Origin of the sequence: Streptomyces sp. NPDC047042 (assembly GCF_040644035.1) — a bacterium.
In the GTDB taxonomy this organism is placed as follows: Bacteria; Actinomycetota; Actinomycetes; order Streptomycetales; family Streptomycetaceae; genus Streptomyces.
The window spans coordinates 285,330-298,766 of sequence record NZ_JBEYVP010000004.1; the positions used below are offsets into that span (position 1 = coordinate 285,330).

The 13,437-nt window shown below is 70.4% G+C and carries 11 protein-coding genes and 1 pseudogene; 6 read left to right on the forward strand and 6 right to left on the reverse strand.

Annotated elements, in window-relative coordinates; genetic code table 11:
* The first annotated feature begins 159 nt into the window (after window positions 1–159).
* Window positions 160–1,917: a helix-turn-helix domain-containing protein gene (locus tag ABZ855_RS06370; RefSeq protein ID WP_360801796.1), complete on the forward strand. Its 1,758-nt coding sequence runs from the start codon at window positions 160–162 to the stop codon at window positions 1,915–1,917.
* Between the two features lie 86 nt (window positions 1,918–2,003).
* On the opposite strand, the gene ABZ855_RS06375 is transcribed toward ABZ855_RS06370, so the two are convergent.
* Window positions 2,004–3,014, reverse strand: a complete 1,011-nt coding sequence (locus tag ABZ855_RS06375) for a LacI family DNA-binding transcriptional regulator (RefSeq protein ID WP_360801799.1) — start codon at window positions 3,012–3,014, stop codon at window positions 2,004–2,006.
* 110 nt (window positions 3,015–3,124) lie between these two features.
* On the opposite strand from ABZ855_RS06375, the gene ABZ855_RS06380 reads away from it, so the two are divergent.
* Window positions 3,125–4,279 carry a Gfo/Idh/MocA family oxidoreductase gene (locus tag ABZ855_RS06380; RefSeq protein ID WP_360801802.1) on the forward strand — a complete coding sequence of 385 codons (1,155 nt, stop codon included), beginning with the start codon at window positions 3,125–3,127 and terminating at the stop codon, window positions 4,277–4,279.
* 244 nt (window positions 4,280–4,523) lie between these two features.
* Here the strand turns inward: ABZ855_RS06380 and ABZ855_RS06385 are convergent, their stop codons facing one another.
* Window positions 4,524–5,546, reverse strand: coding sequence for a LacI family DNA-binding transcriptional regulator (locus ABZ855_RS06385; RefSeq protein WP_360801805.1), 1,023 nt, complete (start codon window positions 5,544–5,546; stop codon window positions 4,524–4,526).
* A gap of 123 nt (window positions 5,547–5,669) precedes the next feature.
* Here ABZ855_RS06385 and ABZ855_RS06390 point away from each other — a divergent pair, with 123 nt between their 5' ends.
* The 3 genes from ABZ855_RS06390 to ABZ855_RS06400 all read left to right on the forward strand — a co-directional run bounded on the left by ABZ855_RS06390 (window position 5,670) and on the right by ABZ855_RS06400 (window position 8,717).
* On the forward strand, window positions 5,670–6,848 hold the full coding sequence (locus tag ABZ855_RS06390) for a phytanoyl-CoA dioxygenase family protein (RefSeq protein ID WP_360801808.1): 1,179 nt from the start codon (window positions 5,670–5,672) through the stop codon (window positions 6,846–6,848).
* Between the two features lie 13 nt (window positions 6,849–6,861).
* Entirely contained in the window at window positions 6,862–7,638 is a 777-nt protein-coding gene (locus ABZ855_RS06395; protein ID WP_360801811.1) for an SDR family oxidoreductase, read from the forward strand.
* Between the two features lie 74 nt (window positions 7,639–7,712).
* The gene (locus tag ABZ855_RS06400; protein WP_360801814.1) at window positions 7,713–8,717 is read left to right on the forward strand and encodes a Gfo/Idh/MocA family oxidoreductase; all 1,005 of its coding nucleotides are present in this window, start codon (window positions 7,713–7,715) and stop codon (window positions 8,715–8,717) included.
* Window positions 8,718–8,747: 30 nt separating this feature from the next.
* Here ABZ855_RS06400 and ABZ855_RS06405 read toward each other — a convergent pair whose 3' ends face one another.
* The 4 genes from ABZ855_RS06405 to ABZ855_RS06420 all read right to left on the reverse strand — a co-directional run bounded on the left by ABZ855_RS06405 (window position 8,748) and on the right by ABZ855_RS06420 (window position 12,946).
* Window positions 8,748–9,767 (reverse strand): Gfo/Idh/MocA family oxidoreductase, encoded by a 1,020-nt coding sequence (locus ABZ855_RS06405; protein ID WP_360801817.1) that lies wholly within the window; start codon window positions 9,765–9,767, stop codon window positions 8,748–8,750.
* A gap of 137 nt (window positions 9,768–9,904) precedes the next feature.
* The gene (locus ABZ855_RS06410; RefSeq protein ID WP_360801820.1) at window positions 9,905–10,849 is read right to left on the reverse strand and encodes an ATP-binding cassette domain-containing protein; all 945 of its coding nucleotides are present in this window, start codon (window positions 10,847–10,849) and stop codon (window positions 9,905–9,907) included.
* A 4-nt stretch (window positions 10,850–10,853) separates the two neighbouring features.
* Entirely contained in the window at window positions 10,854–11,927 is a 1,074-nt protein-coding gene (locus ABZ855_RS06415; protein WP_360801823.1) for an ABC transporter permease, read from the reverse strand.
* 5 nt (window positions 11,928–11,932) lie between these two features.
* Window positions 11,933–12,946 carry a sugar ABC transporter substrate-binding protein gene (locus ABZ855_RS06420; RefSeq protein ID WP_360801826.1) on the reverse strand — a complete coding sequence of 338 codons (1,014 nt, stop codon included), beginning with the start codon at window positions 12,944–12,946 and terminating at the stop codon, window positions 11,933–11,935.
* Between the two features lie 285 nt (window positions 12,947–13,231).
* Here ABZ855_RS06420 and ABZ855_RS06425 point away from each other — a divergent pair.
* Window positions 13,232–13,387: pseudogene (locus ABZ855_RS06425) on the forward strand (5-dehydro-2-deoxygluconokinase); the annotation flags it as partial.
* Window positions 13,388–13,437: the final 50 nt, after the last annotated feature.

Genomic DNA, 13,437 nt, shown 5'->3' on the forward strand with positions numbered 1-13,437 from the left:
CGCGCGCGGGAACAGTAGGCGGCCATGGGTGATCGTGGAGCGGTACGGCCGTCCATGGGTGTCTCAATACGAGACACCACGCGCCTCTCTGTGTCCCCCTCCATATCCCCGTACCTCCACGACGGGCTCCGGATGCGGCCCGATACCGTGAGTCGTGCCATGACCACAGCTGAAGAATCCCCCGCCCTCCTCCTGCTCAGTCAGGCACGCCAGCGGTTCCTGACCGGGCGTCCGCTGCCCGCCGACATCCCTGCCGAGACCGTCGCGGCCTGGCGGCGCGCCCGCTTCCTCGGCGTACGGCACGACGTGCGCCGGGCCGATTCCCTGGACGGGCGGTCCGCCGGATCGGCGCTGCTGGCGGCGGCCCTGCCCGTCCTCGAACGGCTCGCCCCGGCGCTCGGCGGCCACTCGGTGCTGCTGCTCACCGACGAACGGCTGCGGGTGCTGTGGGTGGGGGGCGACGCGCCCGAGGGCCGGTTGCGCCGCGATCTGGCCGAGCGGGAGGTCGGGCACAACAGCGCGGCGCTTGCCCTGCGCGTCCGGCGGCGGGCCGAGGTGCACGGCCCCGAGCATTTTCTCGACGTGTGGCAGGACGTGTCGGCGGTGAGTGTGCCGGTGTTCGCGCCGGACTCCGGCCGGCCCCTCGGCACGATCACCGTCGCCTCGAAACTGTGCACCGGCGAGGGCCCGCATCCCGGAGCGGCCCTCGCGGAGGCGGCTGTGGTCGCGGTGGAGGCGGAGTTGCTGGCCCGGTCCCACTCGGCCGAGCGGACCCTGCTGGCCGCGTACGCGCGGGCGGCGCGGGGCCGGGACGGCGGGCCCGGCGGCGGCCAGGAGCGTGCGGTGGTGGCCCTGGACGGGCGCAGCCGGCTGGTCAGTGAGGCGGCGGTGCGGTTGGTGTCGCCGCAGGTGCTGGAGTCGCTGGAGCGAAGCGCGCGGGCGGTGCTGCGGTCGGCGGCTCCTGTCGGTTCGTACGACCTCGCGCTGCCCGAAGGGGCGGGCTGTACCGCCGAGTTCAGCCCGGTGCGGGAGGAGGACGGCGGCCGGCTGCTCGGGATCGTGGCCGTGCTGGAGCCGGTCACGGAGGGGACGGCGGTACGGACGCCGGTACGGGCTCTGCCGCGGCCGGTGGCGGGGCGGCCGGCCGGGAGTTCGGTGCCGTGGCTCCACGCGGTGGGCCGGGCAACGGAGTTGGCGCGCGGCGGCGAACCGCTGCTGCTGACCGGGGAGCGCGGCTCCGGCAAGACCACGCTGGCCCGGGAACTGCTGGGCGGCACCGAGTTCCTGGTCCTGGACGCCGCCGAGTCGCCCGAACTGGGCCTGCGGGGCAGCGAGTTGCCGGGCAACCGGCCGCTTCTGCTGCGGCACGCCGAGCGGCTCGCCCAGTCCGATGTCGCCGCGCTGAACTCGCTCCTGGACGAGCGTCCGGACGTCCGGTTGCTCGTCACGTACACACCCGGCACTCCCCCGGGCCCTTGTCACCAGCGGCTCCTGGACACACTGGCCGCCCGCTCGGTGACCCTGCCCGCTTTGCGTGAACGCCCCGAGGACATCCGCGAGTTGCTGGCGGCGCTGGCTCCGCGGCCGGCCGATGGCACACCGCCGCTCACCTGGACGCTGGACGCGCTGCGGGCGCTGGAGCGCTATCCGTGGCCGGGGAATCTCACCGAACTCGCCCACCTGGTACGGACGTTGGCGGAGACCCGGCGGGCGGCGGGGCCGGTCGGGCGGGCCGAACTCCCGGACCCGGTGAGGGAAGGGCCCGCCGCGCGTCCGCTCAGCCCGATGGAGCACGCCGAGCGCACCGCGATTCTGGAGGCCCTGCGCCGCAACGGCGGCAACAAGGCACGTACGGCGGCGGACCTGGGCATCGCCCGCGCGACGCTCTACCGGAAGCTGCGCGAGTACCGGGCCTGAGCACGCTTCACGGGCTTGGGCAGGGCTTTACGGGCTTCGGCAGGGCTGCACGGGCTTGGGCAGGGCTGCACGGGTCTTGGTGAATTTCATGGGCTTTCGGTCGGTGGTGCCGTAGTCCCCCGGATCTCGAGTGTCGGGGCGGCGAGATGGACGCCGCCCGGCTGCCGGGGCCGGTCGAGTCGTTCGAGGAGGCAGCGGGCGGCGCGGCGGCCGATCTCGTGACTGGCGGGGTTCACGGTGGTCAGCCAGACGTGCCGCAGCCGGGAGATGTTCGTGTTGTCGTAGCCGATGACGGACAGGTCCCTGGGCACGCTCAGCCCCAGCTCCTCGGCGGCGGAGAGGGCACCGACGGACGTCATGTCGTTGACGGCGAAGACGGCGGTGGGCCGGTCGGCGGGATCGCCCAGCAGCCGGACGGTGCTGCGGTAGCCGCCCTCCTCGGTGAGGTCACCGGCCTCGACGAGCGCGCCGTCCGCCAGACCGTGCGCGCGCATGGTCGCCTCGAAGCTGCGCCGGCGCAGTTCCCCGACGGCGCCGTACCCGGCGATGTGGGCGATCCGGCGGTGCCCGAGCCCGATGAGGTACTCGGTGGCGACGCGGGCGCCGTGCTCGTCGTCGTTGGCGACCATGTCGACGCCGGGCAGCGCGGGCTCGCGGGCGCCCGCGACGACGACCGGGATGCGCTCGGCGAGGGTGCCGAGCAGCGCCGGGTCGGGCAGGGTACCGACGACCACCAGACCGTCGACGCCGAGATCGCGGAAGGGGCCGGTGAGGTCCTGGCCGCTGCGCCGGTTGAGGCGGGCGTCGGCGAGCAGCATGTGCAGGCCGTTGTCGTGCAGGACGGAGTTGAGCCCGTCGAGGAGGTCGACGAACCAGGGGTTGCGCAGGTCGTTGAGGAGGACACCGACGGTACGGCTGCGCTGTTCGCTGAGGCTGCGCGCGGCGGCGTTGGGCCGGTAGCCGAGTTCCCGTACGGCGACCAGGACGGCGTCCCGTTTCTCGGGCCGTACCTGCTCGGAGCCGCGGAGCACCAGGGAGACCAGGGACTTCGACACACCGGCTCGTTCGGCGACGTCTCGGATGGTCGGCGGTCTCATGCGTTGGACCGTTCCACAGGCCGCCATGTCCTGTCAAAGGGTTGACAGCACAGGCTGCGGGCGCGGAGGGTGAGGGGAAATGTTCTGGACCGGTCCAAAGAGGGGCTGTCATGGCAAGTACGCTCGGTGTCGCCGTCGTGGGGTTCGGCTGGATGGGACGGGTGCACACCCAGGCGTACGTCCGCCTGGCGCACCACTTTCCCCAGCTGGGGCTGCGCCCTGAACTGGTCGCGGTGGCGGAGGAGGTGCCCGGGCGGGCCGAGGAGGCCGCCGCGCAGTTCGGGTTCGCCTCGACGACCCGTGACTGGCGTGACATCGTCAAGGATCCGCGCGTTCAGGCGGTGAGCATCACCGCGCCGAACTTCCTGCACCGGGAGATCGGCGTCGCGATGGCCGAGGCGGGCAAGCACATCTGGATCGAGAAGCCGGTCGGCCTGTCGGCGGCCGACGCGAGCGCGGTGGCCGACGCGGTCGCGGGGGCGGGCGTCCAGGGCACGGTCGGCTTCAACTACCGCAACGCGCCTGCCGTGGAGCGGGCCCGGCAGATCGTCGCCTCCGGCGAGATCGGCACGGTCACGCATGTCCGTATCCGCCTGTTCAGCGACTACGCGGCCCATCCTGACGGTGCGCTGACCTGGCGGTACGAGCGGGAGCGCGGCGGCAGTGGAGTGCTGGGCGACCTCGCGTCGCACGGCGTGGACCTGGCGCGCTTCCTGCTCGGCGACATCGCCGCGCTCACCGCCGACACGGCCGTCTTCGTGCCCGAACGGTCCCGTCCGACGGGCGCCACGGCAGGTCACACCCGGGCGTCGGGTGGTGAGCTGGGGGCGGTGGAGAACGAGGACTACGTCTCCTGCCTGCTGCGGTTCGCCTCCGGCGCGCGGGGGGTCCTGGAGGCGTGCCGGGTGTCGGTCGGGGAGCAGAACAACTACGGCTTCGAGGTGCACGGGACCAAGGGGGCGGTGTTCTGGGACTTTCGGCGGATGAACGAGCTGGGTGTGAGTACGGGGACGTCTTACCAGGATCAGGCGGTCAGTACGGTGTTCGTGGGGCCGGGGGATGGGGAGTTCGGGGCGTTTCAGCCGGGGGCGGCGAATGCGATGGGGTACGACGATCTGAAGGTGATTGAGGCTCAGCGGTTTGTTCGGTCGGTGGGGGAGGGGGTGTCTTACGGGGCTACGTTGGTGGATGCCGTTCAGAGTGCGGTGGCGTTGGATGCGATGGGGAGGTCTGTGGAGTCGGGGGCGTGGGTGAGATTGGGGTAGGGCTCGGTTTGTTGGGTGCGGGGCCGTGGGGCTCTTTCGCGCAGTTCCCCGCGCCCCTATCGATTCGATGCGCCCGGTTTGTTGGGTGCGGGGCCGTGGGGGCTTTTCGCGCAGTTCCCCGCGCCCCTATCGATGCGCCTGGTTTGTTGGGTGCGGGGCCGTGGGGGCTTTTCGCGCAGTTCCCCGCGCCCCTGTCGGGGCGCTTGGCGCGCCCCGAGTTTTCCTGCTCCGCCCGATGCCCCCCTCAGCGTGGGGGCATGTTGTATGGCGTCACCACCTGGATTGGGGACGGGAGTGTCGGGCCCGCCGGGGGGAGGGCGTCGTGGGAGCGCATTATTGTGCGGCAGGCCTCGTGCATGTCCTGGCGGAGGTCGTGGTGGAGGACGCAGGACAGGCGGTGTTCGCTCAGCAGGCGGGTGTTGTCGTGGTCGAGGTCGTGGGCGACGAACACCGCGCACTCGCGACCCAGGTCCTCGAAGGCCCGTAGCGTCGCGATGTTGCCGCCGCCGATCGAGTAGACCGCCCGGATGTCGGGGTCGCGCTTCAGGGCGTCGCGGACCAGGTCGTACTGGGTGGCGTCCAGGCCCTGGCCCTCGGTGATCTCGACGAGGGCGCGCTCGGGGTGGCGGGCCCGCATCGCGCCCCGGAAACCCATCTCGCGTTCCTCCTCGTTGCGGAAGAAGCCGCTGCTCAGGCTGGTGAGGACGTTGCCGGGGCGGTCGCCGAGCCACTGGCCCATGAGGTAGGCGGCGGTCGCTCCGGCGGCGCGGTTGTCGATGCCGACGTAGGCGAGGCGGGCGCTGGAGGGCAGGTCGGTCACCAGGGTGACGACGGGGACGCCGGCGGCCACCAGGCGTCCGACGGCGGCCGTTATCTCGGGTACGTCCGGCGCCTTGACGATGACGCCCTGTGAGCCGCGCCGGGCGATGCGGTCGAGGGTCGCCGCCAGCTCGGCCACCGGGCCGGTCTCGCGGAAGTGGAAGCGGGAGCGTACGACGGCCGGGTGGAGGGCGGGCAGTTCGGCCTCCAGGGCGGCCCTGACAGCGGTGGTGAACCGCTCGGGCGCCTGCATCACGATGTCGATCATGAACGTACGGCCGACCAGCCTGACCTGGGTGCGCTGGCGGTCCAGGTCCGCGATGGCCTGCCGTACCTCACGCTGGGTGCTCTCGCGCACGCCTCCCCGGCCGTTCAGGACACGGTCGACGGTGGCCTCGCTGAGGCCTGCCTGACGGGCGATCTCCCGGATCGGATAGGGGTGGCCCATGGGATGGTTCCTCGGCTTCGGCTTGAGGGGTTTTTGATGGCCGCCTGCTGGTTGTTTGACGAGTTTGTCATGACAACAATGACAGCGACAACGACAGTCGAGAGAAGCGAGAGAAGGACGACGATGTCCCTCACCGCCGCACAGCACCCCGCGTGGCTGTCCGAACAGGACTGCGATCTCGATGTCTTCCGCGCCGAGGTCGAACGGACGACCGACGCCGCCGACTACCCGTACGCGGCCGGCGTCCGCGAGAACGTCCTCGTCTACGACAGTGAGCTGCTGCGTACCGCCGTCGCCGCGCCCGGAGGCCGCCGGGAGGTCCTGGCGGAGCTGGTCCGGGCGCTCACCGACGGACCCGGCGTGGTGGTCCTGGAGCGGGCCTTCACCGATCCGTCGGTCGTGGACCGGGCGAGTGCCGCCTTCGAGGCGCTCATCGCCGGCCAGCGGGCCGCCGGGACCGTCGCGGGCGACCACTTCGCCAAGCCTGGGGCCAACGACCGGGTGTGGAACGCCCTGCAGAAGACGGCCCTGCGTGATCCGGAGGCGTTCGCCGACTACTACGCCAACGACATGATCGCCCTCGTCTCGACCGCCTGGCTCGGCCCCGGCTACCAGGTCACCTCGCAGATCAACGTCGTCAACCCCGGCGGCGCCGCGCAGAGCCCGCACCGCGACTACCACCTCGGCTTCCTGTCCAACGAGACGGCGGCCGCCTACCCGGCGCACGTCCACCGGCTGTCCCCCGCGCTCACCCTGCAGGGCGCGGTCGCCCACTGCGACATGCCCGTGGAGTCGGGGCCGACGCTGTATCTCCCGTACTCGCACTCGTACGAGCCCGGCTATCTGGCCTGGCGGCTCCCGGAGTTCACGGCGTACTTCGACGCCCACCATGTGCAGCTGGCGCTGGCCAAGGGTGACGCGGTGTTCTTCAACCCGGCCCTCTTCCACGCGGCCGGCACCAACCGCTCCGCGGACATCCGCCGGACGGCGAACCTTCTCCAGGTGTCCTCCGCGTTCGGGCGGGCCATGGAGACGGTGGACCGGGAGGCGATCGTGAACGCGGTCTACCCCGTCCTGCTCGCCCGCAAGGCGGAGGGAGCGAGTGACGCCTGGCTCGAGGCGGTCGTCGCCGCCTCCGCCGAGGGCTACCCCTTTCCCACCAACCTCGACCGGGATCCGCCGGTCGACGGACTGGCCCCGCCCTCCCAGGCGGACCTCGTACGGCGTGCGCTGCGCGAGGAGTGGACCCCGGAGGCGCTGCGCGACGCACTGCGGAGCGCCGCCGAACGACAGATGAGCTGAGGAACGGAACACCATGGGACTTCTTCAGGACAAGGTCGTCCTCGTCAACGGCGGCAGCCAGGGCGTCGGCGCGGCCATCGCCCGGGCCGCCGTCCGCGAGGGCGCCGTCGTCGCGGTGTCGGGGCGGCGCCCGGAACCGGGCGAGGCGCTGGTCGCGGAGCTGACGGCGGCGGGCGGCAAGGCCATGTACGTACGCGCCGACCTCTCCGACGCCGAGCAGGCGAAGGCGTCCGTCGCCGAGGTCGTCGCCGCCCACGGGCGGATCGACTGCCTGGTCAACTCGGCGGGCCTGACCTCGCGCGGCACGCTGCTCGACACCACGCCCGAGCTGTTCGACGCGCACATCGCGATCAACCTCAAGGCCCCGTTCTTCGCCATGCAGGCGGCGGTCGCCGACATGGTGGGCCGCAAGGCGCCCGGCACGGTCGTCAACATCATCACGTCGTCGGCCCACGGCGGGCAGTCCTTCCTGGCCCCGTACGTCGCCGCGAAGGCCGGTCTCATCGGTCTGACCCGCAACGCGGCGCACGCGCACCGCTGGGACCGGGTCCGGATCAACGGCCTGAACATCGGCTGGACCGCCACGGAGGGCGAGGACGCCACCCAGCGGGCCTTCCACGGCGCGGGCGACGACTGGCTCGACCAGGCCGCAGAACGCCTGCCGATGGGCAAGCTGGGCCAGCCGGACGAGATCGCGGACTTCGTGGTCCTCCTGCTGTCCGACCGGTCGGGCGTGGTCACCGGTTCGGTGATCGACTGGGACCAGAACGTCCTGGGCGGCCTGGACTGACCCCTCTGTAACGCCCCCGCGCCTCTCCTCCACCCGCAAGACACCCGCACCACACCCAAGGAGCAGTACAGCCCATGCGCATCGGAATCCTCGGCCTCGGCCGCATCGGCGCCTTCCACGCCGAGACCCTCTCCGGTCTCGACGCCGTCGACTCCCTCGTCTTCAGCGACCCGTTCGGGGACGCCGCCAAGACCGCCGCGGAGCGCTTCGGCGCCCAGGTGGCGGACTCCCCCGAGGCTCTGCTGGCCTCCGGTGTCGACGGCATCGTAGTCGCCGCCGCGACCGACGCCCACCCGGCCCTGATCCTCGCCGCCGTCGAGGCGGGTGTCCCGGTGTTCTGCGAGAAGCCGGTGGCCCGCACGATGGCCGAGGGCGTCGCGGTGCTCAACGCCGTCAAGGACAGCGGCGTCGAGATCCAGATCGGCTACAACCGCCGCTTCGACGCGGGCTTCGTCGCCGCGCGCGCCGCCGTGCAGAGCGGTGAGCTGGGCCGGCTGCACACCGTCCGGTCGACCACGCTGGACCCGGCGCCGCCGCCGGCCGCGTACATCGCCTCCTCCGGTGGCATCTTCCGGGACTGTTCGGTGCACGACTTCGACATCATCCGCTGGGTGACGGGCCGCGAGGTCGTCGAGGTGTACGCGGTGGGCTCCAACAACGGCGCCGACTACATCAAGGAGGCGGGCGACGCCGACACCACCGGCGCGATCCTCACCCTGGACGACGGCACGATCGCCGTCGTCTCCAACTCCCGTCACAACGCCCGGGGTTACGACGTCCGCATGGAGATCCACGGCTTCCAGGACAGCATCGCGGTGGGCCTGGAGGACAAGCTCCCGCTGCGCTCCGTGGAGCCGGGCGTGACCTTCCCGGCGGGCGTCCCGCACGACTTCTTCATGGACCGCTTCATCCCCGCCTACCGCGCCGAGCTGACGGAGTTCACGGAGGTCGTCGCGGGCAACCGTACGTCCCCCTGCACGGTCGCCGAGGCGCTGGAGGCCGGCTGGATCGCGGACGCGTGCACGCTGTCGCTCCAGGAGCACCGCCCGGTGCGCATCGAGGAGGTACGCACGGTCTGACCAGGCCGGATCGCACGAAAGCCCGCGCTGTCAGTCGTACAGCGCGGGCTTTTCGACGAGTTCCGCCTCGACCCGCCGGCCCTCGCGCTGTGCGCGTACGCCGGCCTCGCAGACCGCGGCCACCGCGTAGCCGTCCCAGACGCTCGGCCCGGTGACCTCGCCGCGCCGGGTGGCGTCGACCCATGCCTGGACCTCACGGTCGTACGCGTCCTCGAACCGCTCGATGAAGTCCTGGGCGATGGTCCCGCCCCAGCGGCCGGCCGTGCTGACGACCATGTCCTGGCCGTCGCCGATCCGCGCGGTCCCGCGCTCGCAGACCACCTCGGCCTGCACCTGGTACCCGAAGCCGCAGTTGACGTTGATCTCGACGTCGACGAGCGCGCCGCCGTCGGTCTCCATCACGACGAACTGCGGATCCTGAAGGCCCTCCGGAGCGTTCCCGGACGGCCTCGGAAACAGCACGGTGACCGCGGTGATCTCCTGTCCGAGGAGCCACCGGGTCACGTCCATTTCGTGCACCACGGAGTCGTTGATGTGCATCGCGCTGGTCCACCAGGGCGGGGAGGCCAGATTGCGGTGCCGGTTGTGCAGCATGAGCGGCCGGCCCAACTGCCCTGTGTCGAGCAGCGACTTGAGCTTCAGGTATTCGGCGTCGTACCGCCGCATGAAGCCGACCTGGACCCGGCGCCGCCCCAGCCGCCGCTCGGCCTCCAGCACCCGCAGCGCGGAAGCCGCGTCGGGCGTGAGCGGCTTCTCGCACAGCACGGGCAGGTCACGGGAGAACGCCGCGAGCAGGGCCGCCTCGTGAGCGGCCCCGGGCGAGGCGATGAGCACGGCGTCGACATCGGTGGATGCCATGGCGGCGACGGGGTCGGTGTACGCCGTACAGCCGTCGACCCGGCCGGCGACCAGTTCGGCGCGCTCCCGATCGACGTCCACGACGGCGACCACCCGGGCACCACTGGTGACTTGCTGAATCCGCCGAACATGATCAGCACCCATCTTGCCGGTCCCGATCACGGCTACGCCGAGCACGTCACGGTTTTCCATGGAGTAGCGGTCCCCCTTCGACAGACGGTGGGCTGGACCGGCCTAGGGGCGCGGGGAACTGCGCGACCAGCCCCCACCGACCCGCACTTCGGAACCCGGCACCGAGCCGACCCGGACTCGGTCGACCGGCGGCGCCGTCACGCCGACTTCTCCTCCGCGGAGTCCGGGGAGTCCTTGGAGCCGTTGGCAGAGGCAACAGGCGCCTTGAGATCCTCGACCTCGGGGAGCTCCTCGACGTCGACCCCCCGCACCTGCGCCAACTCGTGCTTGAGAGCCGCGAGTTCGGCCCCACCGGCCATGTGGTTGGTGAGCTCTTCGAGGGTGACGTCGCTGCGGGCGGCGGAGAGTTCCATGGTGCCCAGCCGCAGGACGCTGAAGTGGTCGCCGACCATGTAGGCGTGGTGCGGGTTGTGGGTGATGAAGATGACGCCCAGGCCCTTGTCGCGGGCGGCGGCGATGTACTTCAGCACGACACCGGACTGCTTGACGCCGAGCGCGGCGGTGGGCTCGTCCAGGATGAGGACGCGGGCGCCGAAGTAGACGGCTCGGGCGATGGCCACGGACTGGCGCTGGCCGCCGGAGAGGGTGCCGATGGGCTGGTCGAGGTCGTCCAGGACGATGCCCATGTTGCGCAGTTCGGTGTCCGCGGTCTGCTTCATCTTCTCGATGTCGAGACGACGGATCGGCCAGGGGCCCTTGGTCATCTCGGAGCCGAGGAAGAAGTTGCGCCACACCGGCATCAGCGGGACGGTCGCCAGGTCCTGGTAGACGGTGGCGATGCCGGCGTCCAGGGCCTCACGGGGAGTGGCGAAGTGGACGGGGTTGCCGTCGATGAGGAGTTCGCCCTCGGTGTGCTGGTGGAGCCCGGAGATGATTTTGATCAGGGTGGACTTGCCGGCGCCGTTGTCGCCCAGGACGCAGGTGACCTGGCCGGCGTTGACCGCGAGGTTCACCCCGTGCAGGGCGCGGACGTTGCCGTAGGCCTTGCCGGTGGCCCGGAGTTCGACGATCGGCGCGCCGTCCTTGGGCGAACTGTCCATGGTGAGCGTGCCGTTGGGGGAGGTGGTTTCGTTGGTTGTCATCAGTTCACCTCCGGGTCGCCTGGCGGCGGACCCACAGATTGACGAGGGCGGCAAGCAGGAGCATCACGCCGAGGAACGCCTTGAACCAGTCCGGGTTCCAGTTGGCGTAGACGATGCCCTGGGAGACCATGCCGAAGATGAAGGCGCCGATGACCGAGCCGATGGCCGAGCCGTAGCCGCCGGTGAGCAGGCAGCCGCCGATGACCGCGGCGATGATGTAGAGGAACTCGTTGCCGACGCCCTCACCGGACTGCACCGTGTTGAACGAGAACAGCAGGTGCATGCCGACGAACCAGGCGCACGCGCCGACGCCCATGAACAGGGCGATCTTCGTGAACTTCACCGGGACACCGACGGCGCGGGCACTGTCCTGGCTGCCGCCGACCGCGAAGATCCAGTTGCCGAACTTGGTGCGCAGCAGGATCCAGGTGGCGATCGCGGCGAACACCAGCCAGTACACGATCGTGATCTTGAAGTTGACGTCGCCGATCTTGAACTCGGACGCGAAGACGCTCTTGGCCTGGTCGAAGCCGTCCATGTCGGCGATCGAGTCGGAGGCCACGTTGCCGGTGAAGATCTTCGTGACGGCGAGGTTGGCGCCCTGCAGGATGAGGAACGAGCCCAGGGTGACCAGGAAGCTGGGCAGCCCGGTCTTGATCAGCAGCCAGCCGTTGAACGCGCCCACGGCCAGCGACACGATCAGCGCGACGAACACGCCCGTCCACACGTTCATCGACAGCTGGAAGCTGAGGATCGCGGCGGTCAGGGCGGAGGTGGTGACCGCGACACCGGCGGACAGGTCGAACTCGCCGCCGATCATCAGCAGAGCCACCGGCAGCGCCATGATGCCCATCACGGACGCCTGGTAGAGCACCGTCGCGAGCGCGCTGGTCTCCCGGAAGGAAGGCGCCGCCGCGAAGAAGAACAGGTAGACGAGGACCGCCGCGATGAGGGCGCCGACCTCGGGGCGGCCGAGCAGCCTGCGCCCCAGCGACCGCTGCTTGGTACGGCCGTCCTTCTGAGTGACCGGCGGAGCCGGCGGCGAGGAACTCGCCGCCGGAGCCGTTGTCTGACTCATCGACATCACCGAGTGCCCTTCGCGGCGAACGCGGCGATCTGCTCGACGTTGGACTTGTCGACGAACGCCGGGCCGGTCAGCACGGGCTGCTCACCGCCACCGCTGTAGTTGCCGTTGTTCTTGAAGAGCCACATCGAGTCGACGGCCAAGTAGCCCTGGAGGTAGGGCTGCTGGTCGACGGCGAACTGAATGTCGCCCTTCGAGATGGCGTCGGTCAGCTCCTTGTTGAGGTCGAACGTGGCGACCTTCGCCTTGCTGCCCGCGTCACCGACCGACTGCACCGCGGTCAGCGCGTAGGGGGCGCCGAGCGCGACCACGTAGTCAATGGCCTTGTCCTGGTTGAGCTTTGCCGTGATCGTCGACTTCACGGACGGCATGTCGGTGCCGTTGACGTTGAGGGTCTCCAGCGTGCCGGTGAACGTCTTCTTCACACCGTCACAGCGCTGGGTGAGGCCGACGTTGCCCTGCTCCTGGATCACACAGACGGCCTTCTTGGAGCCGAGCTCGTTCAGCTTCTTGCCGAACGCCTCGCCCGCGACGGTCTCGTCCTGGCCGAAGAACTGCTGGAGGCCGAGCTTCTTCCAGTCGCTCAGGCCGGAGTTGAGGCCGACTACCGGGATGCCGGCCGCCGTCGCCTTGGCGACGACGTCCTTCATGGCGTCGGGCTTCGCCAGGGTGATGGCGATGCCGTCGACCTTCTGGTCGATCGCGTTCTGCACCAGGGTGGCCTGCTGACCCGCGTTCGGGTCGGCCGAGTAGACGAGCTTGATGTTGTCCTTGTCCGCGGCGGCCTGCGCACCCTTGCGGACGATGTCCCAGAAGGTGTCGCCGGGCGCCTGGTGGGTGACCAGGGCGACGGTCATCCGAGGAGTGGTGGCCTTGCCCGCCGAGGCGTCCGCGCCGTTGTCCTCGGACTTCTTGCCGCCGGAACTGCTGGAGCAACCCGCGAGGACCATGGCCGTCACCGCGGCAGCGGCGACGACGGGAGCGATCCTGCGGGAGCGAGAAGAGCGGTCCATCTTTCCTGCACCTCACTGTGCGACCGGGGAGAGGGTGGGGATCAGGATGATCCCGGGCCCGGGTCCCGGAGGTCCGGGCCGTGTGCCGCGAACACGGCAAGTCGTGTTGGGACCGAATCCAATTCCTTGGAACTGTCCGCTGTCAATACTTTGTTAAGACATCATTTCACGAGCAGGTCAGAATGTAAGAACAAACCCTTGACAGCGTCACCCTTCGAGTCCTACACCTTGGGGGACGACAGGCCCCTCGGGACCCGCATCCTCCGCAGCTCGAAGGAGCATCGCATGACCGAGTCAGCCCCGCCCTTCGACCAGGTCACCAAGGGCCGCAGCGGAGTTGATCTCTTTCCGCTGCGGTCCGGCGCACCGCTGACCCTAGTGCAGATGTTCGGGAAATTTCTCGGCGGGTCCACTGCCGACGCGGCTGTAGCGGCGGCCCGTCCGGCCCGGCGGCCCGCGCTCGACCAGGACGAGATCGCCACCGGCGTCCG